We start from the raw sequence: 12460 nt of genomic DNA, 5'->3' as shown, positions 1-12460 counted from the left end.
CAGTTGACTTTTAATCAATTGGTCGCAGGTTCGAATCCTGCACGACCCACCAATTAAATATTCAGGCAGCACCCGGAAGGGTCGTTAGCTCAGTTGGTAGAGCAGTTGACTTTTAATCAATTGGTCGCAGGTTCGAATCCTGCACGACCCACCAATTTCAACATAAAGAATAGATGTTGAACGTGAAGGATAACGTTGCTTTCGCAACGGCCCGAAGGGCGAGGCGAAGCCGAGTCATCCTGCACGACCCACCAATGTAAAAAAGCGCCCTAAAGGCGTTTTTTTGCTTTCTGCGATATGACGCCGCCCGACGTACCCATCTCACGCCTATTTATTGTGACTTTTCCTCTGCGATCCGCTATCTTGTTTAGTATACAAAACACAAATGCCTTATCCTTGGTCAGACACAGCAGGTATGGGCGTTATTGTTAAGTCAGCAAAACGAGAAAGCATGATGAGCGTAATGTTTGATCCTGAAACCGCGATCTACCCCTTCCCGCCTAAGCCGCGCCCGCTGAGCCTCGACGAAAAAGCGTTTTATCGCGAAAAAATTAAAAGGCTGCTCAAAGAACGCGATGCGGTCATGGTGGCCCACTACTATACCGATCCGGAGATCCAGCAGCTTGCCGAGGAGACCGGAGGCTGCATCTCCGATTCGCTGGAGATGGCGCGATTCGGTGCCAAACATCCTGCTTCTACGCTGCTGGTGGCGGGGGTGCGTTTTATGGGCGAGACCGCTAAGATCCTCAGTCCAGAAAAAACCATTCTGATGCCAACGCTCGATGCCGAGTGTTCTCTCGATCTTGGCTGTCCTATCGAAGAGTTCAGCGCCTTCTGCGATGCGCACCCGGATCGCACCGTCGTGGTCTACGCCAACACCTCCGCCGCCGTTAAGGCCCGCGCAGACTGGGTGGTCACCTCCAGCATCGCCGTCGAGCTGATTGAGCATCTGGATAGCCTCGGGGAGAAGATCATCTGGGCGCCGGATCGCCATCTCGGCAGCTACGTGCAGAAGCAGACCGGGGCGGACATCCTTTGCTGGCAGGGGGCATGCATCGTCCATGACGAGTTTAAAACCCAGGCGCTGGCGCGTATGAAAGCGCTCTATCCTAATGCCGCCGTTCTCGTCCACCCGGAGTCACCGCAGGCGGTGGTGGATATGGCGGACGCCGTTGGCTCCACCAGCCAGCTGATCAATGCGGCTAAAACGCTGCCGCACCCGCAGCTCATTGTCGCCACCGATCGCGGTATCTTTTACAAAATGCAGCAGGCCGTACCGGGGAAAGAGCTGCTGGAAGCGCCTACCGCCGGCGAGGGTGCAACCTGCCGCAGCTGCGCGCACTGCCCGTGGATGGCCATGAATGGCCTTCAGGCTATCGCTGAGGGGCTGGAGAAGGGTGGGTCAATGCATGAGATCCAGGTAGATGCAAAACTGCGTGAGGGAGCGCTGCTGCCGCTTAACCGGATGCTGGATTTTGCCGCGACGCTACGCTGATTACGCGCGAGCCAATAACGGCTATGATTGTTAAGACAATTTCACTTTTTGATACGCGGGGCAAAAATGGATTTTTTTAGTACGCAGAATATCCTGGTTCACATTCCGCTGGGGCATGGCGGCTACGATCTCTCCTGGATCGAAGCGGTAGGAACCCTTGCCGGGCTGCTGTGCATCTGGCTCGCCAGCCTGGAGAAGATCAGTAACTACGCTTTTGGCTTAATCAACGTGACGCTGTTTGCAGTGATCTTTTTCCAGATCCAGCTCTACGCTAGCCTGCTGCTGCAGCTCTTCTTCTTTGCGGCTAACATCTATGGCTGGTATGCATGGTCGCGACAAACGACGCAGAACGAGGCCGTGCTGCAAATCCGCTGGCTGCCGCGTGGTAAGGCGATAGTCTGGCTGGTTATCTGCGCCCTGGCGATTGGCCTAATGACTCTGTTTATCGATCCGGTGTTCACTTTCCTGACCCGTATTGCGGTCTCTATTATGCAGGCGCTGGGTTTAAACGTGGCGATGCCTGAGCTGCAACCTGATGCCTTCCCGTTCTGGGACTCCTGTCTGATGGTATTGTCAATTGTGGCCATGGTGCTGATGACCCGTAAGTACGTTGAGAACTGGCTACTGTGGGTCGTCGTTAACGTCATTAGCGTGGTGATCTTTGCCCTGCAGGGCGTTTACGCCATGTCGCTGGAGTACCTGATCCTCACCTTTATTGCGCTGAACGGCAGTCGGATGTGGATAAACAGCGCGCGGGAACGAGGCTCACGCGCGCTGGCAGGCTAGTGGTGATGGTGAGCGTGGCCGGAGGGCAGGGTATTGAGATTGCACTCCGGCCCGTTACAGGGGCGGTACTCCATCTGAATCGTCACGTGTGAGATCGCATAGTGATGGATTAAAAAGTGCTGGATACGCTCCAGCAGCGCATCGTGATCGTGCGGGGGGATCACCTGTACGTGAAGAGTCATCACCGACTTCTCCCCCACCGTCCAGACGTGCACATGGTGCACGTCGCGCACCTCCGGGATATCACGGCGCAGATGGCGGCGCAGCGCGGCGATATCGAGCGATACCGGTGCTCCCTCCAGCAGTTCATTCACGCTCTCTTTAAGCAGCTTCCAGGCGCTGCGTAGCACCAGACAGGAGACCAGCACCGACAGGATCGGGTCGACCGGCGTCCAGCCTGTCCAAAGGATTACCAGCGCAGCAATAATGGCTCCCACGGAGCCGAGCAGATCGCCCAGGACATGCAGCGCTGCCGCCCGCACGTTTAGATTCTTCTCTTCGCTACCGCGATGCAGGATCCAGAATGAAACGATATTAGCCACCAGGCCTGCCACGGCGATACTCAGCATGGCAAAGCCCGCCACCGGCTGGGGATGGTAGAAACGCACAATCGCTTCCCAGACGATCCAAAAGGTAATGACGACCAGCGCCAGGGCGTTAACAAATGCCGCCAGGGTGGTGAGCCGTAGCCAGCCGAAGGTGCGTTGCCCACTCGGCGGACGGCGGGCAAAACGCACGGCCAGCAGAGCGAAGAGCAGGGCAGCGGCATCGGTAAGCATGTGACCCGCATCGGCCAGCAGGGCCAGCGAGCCGGAGAGCAGGCCGCCAACAACCTCGACCACCATAAACAGGGCGGTGACGCTAAAGGCTAACAGCAGTCGACGGGCATTGCCGTCATGATGTTCAGAAGTGGGAGCATGTGAATGGTGATGCGCCATGAGTGTCATTCCATTTAATGTATTCTCAGCGACTTACATCATTACAGATTTTTATTTCCTCGCCACAAAAAAATAAGGAGAGCCTAAGCTCTCCTCATCATGCATAACAGCGTAATTACTGTGAAGTACCGTCGGTTTTGGTATCAACATCGTTGTTCATACCGTCACCGGTTTCGACTTTTTTATTCACGTCCGGGCAGCGGCCATCTTTACACATGCTGTTTTTATGGATGTCATCTTTATCCATATGCTGACCGTCGGCGCTGGTGGAAGCCCCGCCGTTCGGATGCAGCATGGTACCGCTAGTGGTACCGGTAGAACCCGTGGTGTTAGTGCCGTTAGAGCCGGTTGCTGCGTTGGTGTTGCCGGTATTGATATTGTCATTGCTAACATTATTCGGCGGCAGATTTTCTTTAGCGCCCGGTGCTACCGCGCCAGCGTCTGCAGCGGCATTCGCTGCACCGTTTGCTGCTGCGAATGCTGCACCGCTAGCAAGAGTTAAAGTAGTCGTCAGTAAAATTGTGGCCAGTTTATTCATTTTCATAATCGTGCTCCTGTTCTCGTCATTACATTGGATAGCGATATCCAACAGTGCAGATGCGAAACGGAATATTCGCTCAGTAGTGAAAGATGCCGAATCCCACCAAAAAGGCAGAATGGAATCTGGATAAAAAATAAAAACAAAGTGGTTACAGGTAAAAAGTGTAGTCACGTTGCCCGTGTTCGCTAGCCACTAACCCTTTTTTATCACTTTTCAAGAATATTCCGTATCGAGTGTAAAAGTGCGTTTACACTTCCTGACGGAGCCGTTAGATTGGAGGGATTGCACTCACAGACATAAGTATGGCAAACGCTGGAACGATCATGAATTATCAGAACGACGATTTACGTATTAAAGAGATTAATGAACTGTTACCCCCGGTCGCGCTGCTGGAGAAATTCCCGGCGACGGAGACCGCAGCCAATACGGTTTCTCATGCCCGTAAGGCTATCCATAAAATCCTCAAAGGCAGCGACGATCGTCTGCTGGTGGTGATTGGGCCCTGCTCAATTCACGATCCGGCGGCGGCCAAAGAGTATGCCGCACGCCTGCTGACCCTGCGTGAAGAGCTGAAGGGCGAGCTTGAGATCGTCATGCGCGTCTATTTTGAAAAGCCGCGCACCACCGTGGGCTGGAAAGGGCTGATTAACGATCCGCATATGGATAACAGCTTCCAGATCAACGATGGCCTGCGCATCGCCCGTAAGCTGCTGCTGGAGATCAACGACAGCGGCCTGCCTGCGGCGGGGGAATTCCTCGATATGATCACCCCGCAGTACGTTGCCGACCTGATGAGCTGGGGAGCAATTGGCGCGCGCACGACCGAGTCTCAGGTGCACCGGGAGCTGGCGTCCGGGCTATCCTGTCCGGTAGGCTTCAAAAATGGTACCGATGGCACCATCAAGGTGGCGATTGATGCTATCAACGCTGCTGGCGCACCGCACTGCTTCCTCTCCGTCACCAAGTGGGGCCACTCGGCGATTGTGAACACCAGCGGTAACGGCGACTGCCATATCATCCTGCGCGGCGGCAAAGAGCCGAACTACAGCGCGAAGCACGTTGCGGAGGTGAAGCAGGGGCTGGAAAAAGCCGGACTGGCACAGCAGGTGATGATTGACTTCAGCCATGCTAACTCCAGCAAGCAGTTTAAAAAGCAGATGACCGTAGGTGAGGACGTTTGTCAGCAGATTGCTGGCGGCGAGAAAGCGGTGATTGGCGTGATGATTGAGAGCCATCTGGTTGAGGGCAGTCAGAGCCTGGAGAGCGGTGAGCCGCTGGTCTATGGCAAGAGCGTGACGGATGCCTGTATCGGCTGGGAAGATACCGACGCTATTCTGCGTCAGCTGGCTAACGCGGTGAAAGCGCGTCGCGGTTAAGAATAGTGCCCGGCAGCAGCGTGCCGCCGGGCATTCTTAAATTACTTCGCTTTACCCTGGTTCGCTACTGCCGCCGCTTTTGCAGCGATTTCGTCAGCGTTGCCCAGATAGTAGTGTTTGATCGGCTTGAAGTTTTCGTCGAACTCATACACCAGCGGCACGCCGGTCGGAATGTTCAGCTCAAGGATCTCATCTTCACCCATATTGTCGAGGTACTTCACCAGCGCACGCAGGGAGTTACCGTGTGCGGCAATGATCACGCGCTCACCGCTTTTCAGGCGCGGCAGAATAGTTTCGTTCCAGTAAGGAATTACGCGATCGATGGTCAGCGCCAGGCTCTCGGTCAGCGGCAGCTCCTGCTCGGTCAGGGATGCGTAACGCGGATCGTGGCCCGGGAAGCGCTCATCGTCTTTGGTCAGCGCTGGCGGGGTCACCGCGAAGCCGCGACGCCACTGCTTAACCTGCTCGTCACCGTACTTCTCAGCGGTTTCGGCTTTGTTCAGGCCCTGCAGCGCACCGTAGTGACGCTCGTTCAGTTTCCAGGACTTCTCTACCGGCAGCCAGGCCTGATCGAGTTCATCAAGGACGTTCCACAGGGTGTGGATGGCGCGTTTCAGCACGGAAGTGTAGGCAAAATCAAAGCTGAAGCCTTCGTCTTTCAGCAGCTTACCTGCTGATTTCGCTTCGCCTACGCCTTTTTCGGACAGGTCAACGTCGTACCAGCCGGTGAAGCGGTTTTCGTTGTTCCACTGGCTTTCGCCATGACGAACCAGAACGAGCTTAGTAACAGCCATACTCTCTCCTTAATAAACCTGATTGAATGATAACAATTCTCATTATATTGCCGTGGCGACGCCAGCGGCAACGCATAACCATTACCATAGCGAAAATAGTGGCGCAGTGTAAGGTACTTGTGAAATCGGGGTTAGGATTTTGTCGGTAAACGATGCTTATTTCAGCAGGATGGGCAAAAAAAAGCCCGCGTTACAGATAATGATTAAAAGATATTAAAATGAAAAAGGCTCCTGTTGGAGCTTTTCGTTTGTGATGCAAGCGAGTAATTAAAGAGGTTTGAAGACGACTTCGCCTTTGCGCTCAGCATCAGCTTTAGCAGTCATGAAACGTTTCATCATCTCGACTTTGCCATCATGGATCGCTTTAAAATCACTCTTACCCTTAGTTTGGGTAGTTTTGTGTCCGAATCGCATAAGCTGCTCCGTCAGTGATGTAAGTCAGGCCCCGGGTTCGAGTTAGCCTCTTCACATATCTTTCATATGTGGGAATAAGCTCTTCGCGTTCAGCTGCGAAGTATAAAATTTGTATGCCCTCATTTTCAGCAACTCTGACCATGAAGTCAACTAACGTACCGTAGAGATACTGAAGTTCAGAAATATTTAGATTAAATGAACCTTTAGGTTTAGCAAACATGTTAACAGGCTCTTCACCTTCAAAGGGTTCCTCAATTTGCTCCTGCTGCCTTTCAAGTTGCACAATGTCTGCAAAACTCACTACAGATACGTATAAGGTAAACACATCTTCACCGAGCATGTGATGCATCGTTTCAGCTGCAACAGGGTCTAATGAAGGTGGGCAAAAGACTAGTCGGTACTGAGCTTTACGGGTTGCTTTAGCAGAAAACGTAAACTCTATATCAAGATATGATAGTTCACCAAACGATGCTAAGCCCGGTGTAACTAACCTATGTGAGTGCATCTACCCCCAGTTCCTTATTATTAGCTCCTATAACTGTCATTTTACTCTGCCCGCCTGATTGGTTTACTACACAAAATGCGTTTCGAAAGGAACATATCTGTTATGGAGAGATGAACAAAAAATGCCAGTCAGCGTTAACTAACCGGCATTATTCGTTAGAGCAGATGCCGCAACTACTGCGGAATAAACTGATATTCGGTGACGCTCACGTACTCTGCGCCAGGGCGGAGGATAGCGTCAGGCTGCGGATACTCTGGATGATTCGGGCTATCCGGCAGGAACTCGCTCTCCAGGGCCAGCCCTTGATACGCGCTGTACTCGCCCTGCTCGCGGGCAGGTGTCCCCTCCAGATAGTTACCGGAGTAGAACTGCAGCGCTGGAGCCGTGGTGTAGACGCTCATTTGAAGCTTCCTGTCCGCCGACCAGAGGTGCGCCGCAGGCTGGCCGGCATCGCCCTTCGCCTGGAGCAGGAAAGCGTGATCGTACCCCTTCACCTTCTGCTGATCGTCGTCCTGGAGAAAATCGTCCGCGATGGTTTTCGGCTGGCGGAAGTCGAAGCTGGTGCCTTCAACCGCCTTCAGCGCCTGATACGGGATCCCCGTTTCATCCACCGGCAGATACGCATCGGCCAGCAGCTGAAGCTGATGATCGCGCACGTCCGACTGCACGCCGTTAAGGTTAAAGTAGGCGTGGTTGGTCAGGTTTACCGGGCAGGGTTTATCCACGGTGGCGCGATACTCGATCGAGATGCGGTTATCCTCTGTGAGACGGAAGAGGGCGCTGGCATTCAGGTTACCAGGGTAACCCTGGTCGCCGTCGGGGGAGCTCAGGCTCAGCAGCGCTTCGCTGTCATTCTTACGCACAATACGCCAGCGGCGCTTATCAAAGCCTTCCGGCCCGCCGTGGAGCTGGTTTTCACCCTGGCTCGGCAGCAGCGAGTAGCTCTGCCCATCAAGCGTGAAGCGGCTTTTAGCGATGCGGTTGGCGTAGCGGCCTACCGATGCGCCCAGATAGGCGGTCTGCTCCACGTAGCGCTGGGGGGTATTGCAGCCCAGCAGCGTTTCACGTACCGAGCCGTCCGACATCGGCACGCGAGCAGAGAGCAGAGTTGCGCCCCAGTCCATCAGGGTAACCACCATCCCCGCGCCGTTGCGCAGGGTGATTAGACGGTATGCCAGCCCGTCCGGGGCCAGCGCAGGGGTTTCGTTTAGCACTGTCCGGCCCCCTCTGATGCTTTGCAGACGTAGAAGGTCTCTTTGATGCCGGTTTTGGCCTCATACTGTGCCGCCACGGCCTCTTGCACCTGCGGAACCAGATCTTCCGGCACCAGCGCCACGATGCAGCCGCCGAAGCCGCCGCCGGTCATGCGCACGCCGCCTTTGTCGCCGATGGTCTCTTTCACAATCTCCACCAGGGTGTCGATCTGCGGCACGGTGATCTCGAAATCATCGCGCATAGAGGCGTGGGACGCCGCCATCAGCTCGCCCATCCGCTGCAGATCGCCTTTTTCCAGCGCGTCGGCCGCTTCCACGGTGCGCTGGTTCTCGGTCAGCACATGGCGAACGCGTTTAGCGACGAGCGGATCCAGCTCATCAGCCACGGTGTTGAACTGCTCCAGAGAGACGTCGCGCAGGGCAGGCTGCTGGAAGAAGCGCGCCCCGGTTTCACACTGCTCGCGGCGGGTGTTGTATTCGCTGCCGACCAGGGTACGTTTGAAGTTGCTGTTGATGATGATCACCGCCACGCCCTGCGGCATGGATACCGCGCGGGTGCCCAGCGTGCGGCAGTCGAGCAGCAGAGCGTGATCCTTTTTGCCCAGGGCAGAGATCAGCTGGTCCATGATGCCACAGTTACAGCCAACAAACTGGTTCTCCGCCTCCTGACCGTTGAGGGCGATCTGCGCCCCGTCCAGCGGCAGGTGATAGAGCTGCTGGAAGACGGTACCCACGGCAACCTCCAGCGAGGCCGACGAACTTAGGCCTGCACCCTGCGGCACGTTGCCGCTGATCACCAGATCCGCGCCGCCGAAGCTTTTGTCGCGGTTGAGCAGATGCTTCACCACGCCGCGGACATAGTTTGACCACTGCTGAGTATCGTGCGCGAGTATCGGCGCATCGAGAGAGAACTCGTCGGTCTGGTTGTCGTAGTCGGCGGCGATAACGCGCACGGTACGATCCGTACGCGGCGCGGCGCTGATCACCGTCTGGTAGTCGATGGCGCACGGCAGCACGAAGCCGTCGTTGTAGTCGGTATGCTCGCCGATCAGGTTGACACGACCCGGAGCCTGAAACGTGTGCGTGGCAGGGTAGCCGAACTTCTCAGCAAACAGAGATTGCGTTTTTTCTTTCAGACTCATGGTTAAACTCCTGATTCGCGAAAATGGATATCACTCACCGCCCGCAGGCGCTCGGCGGCCTGTTCCGCCGTGAGATCGCGCTGGGTCTCCGCCAGCATCTCGTAGCCGACCATAAACTTGCGTACCGTCGCGGAGCGCAGCAGCGGCGGGTAGAAGTGGGCGTGCAGCTGCCAGTGTGAATTCTCTTCGCCGTTAAACGGTGCCCCGTGCCAGCCCATGGAGTAGGGGAAGGAGCACTGGAACAGGTTGTCATAGCGGCTGGTTAATTTTTTCAGGGCCAGAGCGAGGTCGCTGCGCTGGTCGTCGTTGAGATCGGTAATGCGCAGCACCGGGGCTTTCGGCAGCAGCAACGTCTCAAACGGCCATGCTGCCCAGTAGGGTACCACCGCCAGCCAGTGCTCGGTCTCGACTACGGTACGGCTGCCGTCGGCCTGCTCGCGCTTCACATAGTCCAGCAGCATCGGCGAACCGTTGGCCGCAAAATAGTCCCGCTGCAGGCGATCTTCCCGCTCAATCTCATTAGGCAGGAAGCTATTGGCCCACACCTGGCCGTGGGGATGCGGATTAGAGCAGCCCATAGCCGCGCCTTTATTCTCGAACACCTGCACCCACGGGTAGGTCTCACCCAGTTCGGCGGTCTGCGCCTGCCAGGTCTGGACGACCTCTTCCAGCGCCGGGAGGCTCAGCTCCGGCAGGGTTTTGCTGTGATCCGGCGAGAAGCAGATCACCCGGCTAACGCCGCGGGCGCTCTGGCAACGCATCAGGGGATCGTCGCTCTCCGGTGCGTCTGGCGTATCGCTCATCAGCGCGGCAAAGTCGTTGGTGAACACGAAGGTGCCGGTGTAGTTCGGGTTTTTATCGCCGGTGACGCGCGTGTTGCCTGGGCAAAGGAAGCAATCCGGATCGTGCGCTGGCAGCGTCTGCTGGGACGGGGTCTCCTGCGCACCCTGCCACGGACGCTTAGCGCGATGGGGTGAAACCAGAACCCACTGACCGGTCAGCGGATTGTAACGGCGATGAGGGTGGTCGACCGGGTTAAACTGTGTCATAGGATCCTCCTTAATCCGCATAGCCCTGCGGGTGGCGGGACTGCCAGCGCCAGGTATCCTGCGCCATCTCATCAAGAGAGCGGGTTACGCGCCAGTTCAGCTCTTTGTCGGCGCGGCTGGCGTCGGCCCAGTAGGCGGGCAGATCGCCTTCGCGGCGCGGGGCAAAGTGGTAGTTAATCGGTTTGCCGCAGGCTTTGCTGAAGGCGTTTACTACGTCCAGCACGCTGCTGCCAACGCCTGCGCCAAGGTTATAGATATGCACCCCGGCTTTACCTGCCAGCGTCTGCATAGCGGCAACGTGGCCGTCGGCCAGATCCATGACGTGGATATAGTCGCGCACGCCGGTGCCGTCTTCGGTGGGGTAGTCGTTGCCAAAGATAGCCAGCGACTCGCGACGGCCTACCGCCACCTGGGCGATGTAGGGCATCAGGTTATTTGGGATACCCTGCGGGTCTTCACCCATGTCGCCCGATGGATGCGCACCTACCGGGTTGAAGTAGCGCAGCAGGGCGATGCTCCACGCCGGATCGGCTTTTTGCAGATCGGTAAGGATCTGCTCCACCATCAGCTTGCTCTTGCCGTAGGGGCTTTGCGGCGTGCCGGTTGGGAAGCTCTCCACGTACGGGATCTTCGGCTGGTCGCCGTAGACGGTTGCCGATGAGCTAAAGATAAGGTTTTTGACGTTAGCCGCGCGCATAGCAGCGATCAGCCGCAGGGTGCCGTTAACGTTGTTATCATAATACTCCAGCGGCTTCGTCACGGATTCACCCACGGCCTTCAGGCCAGCAAAGTGGATCACCGTATCGATCGCATGATCGTGCAGCACTTCGGTAAGCAGTGCTTCGTTACGGATATCGCCCTCGATAAAGGTAGCGGCTTTGCCACCCAGGCGGGTAATCACTGGCAATACGCTTTGCTTACTGTTGCACAGATTGTCGAGAATAATGACGTCGTGACCGCTTTGTAACAGCTGTACGCAGGTATGACTGCCAATGTAACCGCTACCACCTGTAACCAGAACTCGCATATTTGGCTCCATTAACCCTATGTTATCTAATTACGATAGCATAACAGAGATGGAAAAAGTGTGACATGAACGAAAGTAGTGGAATCGCTTACACTAAAAGAGTACAGGGAAAATAGCGCTTTAAATGTTTTGTAAAATCAAACAATTAAAGCGTTATCATGCGCCTGGTCTGAAAAGTGTCAGCCTGATGGCTTAGGCCGGACGGTCGATCTGATAGCCGTAGCTATCTCCCTCGGGGATAAAATGCAGCCGATGGGTAATGCAGGCGGGGGCATCCTGAGCATGGTGAGAGACAAACAGCAGCTGGGTTTCTCCCTGGCCTATCAGCACATCAACAAAGCGGCGGACCAGCTGCCGATTGAGCGGATCCAAACCCTGTAACGGTTCGTCGAGGATCAGTAGGGTAGGGTGCTTGACCAGCGCCCGGACAATCAATGCCAGACGCTGCTGCCCCCATGAAAGGCTATGGAAAGGCGCGTCGGCGGTGCGGGCGTCAATACCTAAAATATCCAGCCACCCCTGGACCAGCTTCTGCTGCTTATCCGACACCGCCTGGTAGATGCCAATCGAGTCAAAATAGCCGGAAAGGATCACGTTACGCACCGTGGTGCTGACCCGGTACTCGAGATGCAGGCTGCTGCTGACGTAGCCGATATGCTTTTTGATATCCCAGATGGTCTCGCCGCTGCCCCGTCGGATGCCAAACAGCGTCAGGTCGTTGCTGTAGCCCTGGGGGTGATCGCCGGTTATCAGGTTAAGCAGCGTCGATTTACCCGCCCCGTTAGGGCCGATAATCTGCCAGTGCTCGCCGGGATTCACGGTCCAGCTCAGATGGTTAATGATGGGCCGATCGTTATAGGAGACCACGCCGTCGTTAAGCACAATGCGCGGGGCATCCGCCACCAATAGGTGATGGGCGGGGGGCGCATCCGGCGGCGGCAGAGTCATGCCTGCTAGCGTCTCGCTGTGTGCCAGCTGGGCAATCAGAGCCTGCTCCAGCAGAGCCTGCTTTGCGCCGGTCTCGCTCAGAGTGCAGTCCACCAGCACCCCGGCGTTGGCGACAAAGTCCGGGATCTCATCGAAGCGGTTAAGCACCAGCGCGAGGGTAATACCCTGGGCATTCAGCTGACCCAGCAGATCCGCCAGCTGGGCGCGGGAAGCCACGTCCAGCCCGTCAAA

Annotated in this window: 12 protein-coding genes and 1 tRNA gene; 4 read left to right on the top strand and 9 right to left on the bottom strand. The window is 56.1% G+C overall.

Annotated features, from left to right (window positions below):
* Positions 1–78 precede the first annotated feature (78 nt).
* From RTP97_RS15360 to pnuC, 3 genes are all read left to right on the top strand, one after another.
* Positions 79–154: transfer RNA gene (locus tag RTP97_RS15360), tRNA-Lys, on the top strand.
* 300 nt (positions 155–454) lie between these two features.
* Complete coding sequence (gene nadA / locus RTP97_RS15355) at positions 455–1495, top strand: quinolinate synthase NadA (RefSeq protein WP_312415189.1); 1041 nt, start codon at positions 455–457, stop codon at positions 1493–1495.
* A gap of 66 nt (positions 1496–1561) precedes the next feature.
* Entirely contained in the window at positions 1562–2281 is a 720-nt protein-coding gene (gene pnuC / locus RTP97_RS15350; protein WP_312415180.1) for a nicotinamide riboside transporter PnuC, read from the top strand.
* Here pnuC and zitB read toward each other — a convergent pair.
* Positions 2278–3219, bottom strand: coding sequence for a CDF family zinc transporter ZitB (gene zitB / locus RTP97_RS15345; protein ID WP_312415177.1), 942 nt, complete (start codon positions 3217–3219; stop codon positions 2278–2280). The two genes, pnuC and zitB, sit on opposite strands and share 4 nt — an antisense overlap.
* Positions 3220–3334: 115 nt before the next feature.
* The gene (locus RTP97_RS15340) at positions 3335–3763 is read right to left on the bottom strand and encodes a protein YbgS (RefSeq protein WP_312415174.1); all 429 of its coding nucleotides are present in this window, start codon (positions 3761–3763) and stop codon (positions 3335–3337) included.
* A gap of 320 nt (positions 3764–4083) precedes the next feature.
* Here RTP97_RS15340 and aroG point away from each other — a divergent pair, with 320 nt between their 5' ends.
* The gene (gene aroG / locus RTP97_RS15335) at positions 4084–5136 is read left to right on the top strand and encodes a 3-deoxy-7-phosphoheptulonate synthase AroG (RefSeq protein ID WP_312415172.1); all 1053 of its coding nucleotides are present in this window, start codon (positions 4084–4086) and stop codon (positions 5134–5136) included.
* 41 nt (positions 5137–5177) lie between these two features.
* Here aroG and gpmA read toward each other — a convergent pair whose 3' ends face one another.
* From gpmA to modF, 7 genes are all read right to left on the bottom strand, one after another.
* Positions 5178–5930: a 2,3-diphosphoglycerate-dependent phosphoglycerate mutase gene (gene gpmA / locus RTP97_RS15330; protein WP_312415170.1), complete on the bottom strand. Its 753-nt coding sequence runs from the start codon at positions 5928–5930 to the stop codon at positions 5178–5180.
* A gap of 382 nt (positions 5931–6312) precedes the next feature.
* Positions 6313–6849 (bottom strand): hypothetical protein, encoded by a 537-nt coding sequence (locus tag RTP97_RS15325; RefSeq protein WP_312415167.1) that lies wholly within the window; start codon positions 6847–6849, stop codon positions 6313–6315.
* A gap of 173 nt (positions 6850–7022) precedes the next feature.
* Positions 7023–8063 carry a galactose-1-epimerase gene (gene galM / locus RTP97_RS15320; RefSeq protein ID WP_312415165.1) on the bottom strand — a complete coding sequence of 347 codons (1041 nt, stop codon included), beginning with the start codon at positions 8061–8063 and terminating at the stop codon, positions 7023–7025.
* Positions 8057–9205 (bottom strand): galactokinase, encoded by a 1149-nt coding sequence (gene galK, locus RTP97_RS15315; RefSeq protein ID WP_312415163.1) that lies wholly within the window; start codon positions 9203–9205, stop codon positions 8057–8059. Before galK ends, galM begins: the two co-directional genes overlap by 7 nt.
* A gap of 2 nt (positions 9206–9207) precedes the next feature.
* Complete coding sequence (gene galT / locus RTP97_RS15310) at positions 9208–10254, bottom strand: galactose-1-phosphate uridylyltransferase (RefSeq protein WP_312415160.1); 1047 nt, start codon at positions 10252–10254, stop codon at positions 9208–9210.
* Positions 10255–10264: 10 nt separating this feature from the next.
* The gene (galE, locus tag RTP97_RS15305) at positions 10265–11281 is read right to left on the bottom strand and encodes a UDP-glucose 4-epimerase GalE (RefSeq protein ID WP_312415158.1); all 1017 of its coding nucleotides are present in this window, start codon (positions 11279–11281) and stop codon (positions 10265–10267) included.
* A 192-nt stretch (positions 11282–11473) separates the two neighbouring features.
* On the bottom strand, positions 11474–12460 hold a 987-nt coding region (modF, locus tag RTP97_RS15300; RefSeq protein ID WP_312415156.1), incomplete at its 5' end, for a molybdate ABC transporter ATP-binding protein ModF.

Source organism: Pseudescherichia sp. (assembly GCF_031998825.1).
Classification (GTDB): Bacteria; Pseudomonadota; Gammaproteobacteria; order Enterobacterales; family Enterobacteriaceae; genus Pseudescherichia.
This window is presented reverse-complemented; position numbering and strand designations above follow the sequence as displayed.

Coding starts and splice junctions, on each gene's coding strand:
- gpmA (WP_312415170.1), bottom strand. CDS start 5,930: ATGGCTGTTACTAAGCTCGTTCTGGTTCGTCATGGCGAAAGCCAGTGG.
- galE (WP_312415158.1), bottom strand. CDS start 11,281: ATGCGAGTTCTGGTTACAGGTGGTAGCGGTTACATTGGCAGTCATACC.
- RTP97_RS15340 (WP_312415174.1), bottom strand. CDS start 3,763: ATGAAAATGAATAAACTGGCCACAATTTTACTGACGACTACTTTAACT.
- zitB (WP_312415177.1), bottom strand. CDS start 3,219: ATGGCGCATCACCATTCACATGCTCCCACTTCTGAACATCATGACGGC.
- nadA (WP_312415189.1), top strand. CDS start 455: ATGAGCGTAATGTTTGATCCTGAAACCGCGATCTACCCCTTCCCGCCT.
- aroG (WP_312415172.1), top strand. CDS start 4,084: ATGAATTATCAGAACGACGATTTACGTATTAAAGAGATTAATGAACTG.
- pnuC (WP_312415180.1), top strand. CDS start 1,562: ATGGATTTTTTTAGTACGCAGAATATCCTGGTTCACATTCCGCTGGGG.
- galT (WP_312415160.1), bottom strand. CDS start 10,254: ATGACACAGTTTAACCCGGTCGACCACCCTCATCGCCGTTACAATCCG.
- galK (WP_312415163.1), bottom strand. CDS start 9,205: ATGAGTCTGAAAGAAAAAACGCAATCTCTGTTTGCTGAGAAGTTCGGC.
- RTP97_RS15325 (WP_312415167.1), bottom strand. CDS start 6,849: ATGCACTCACATAGGTTAGTTACACCGGGCTTAGCATCGTTTGGTGAA.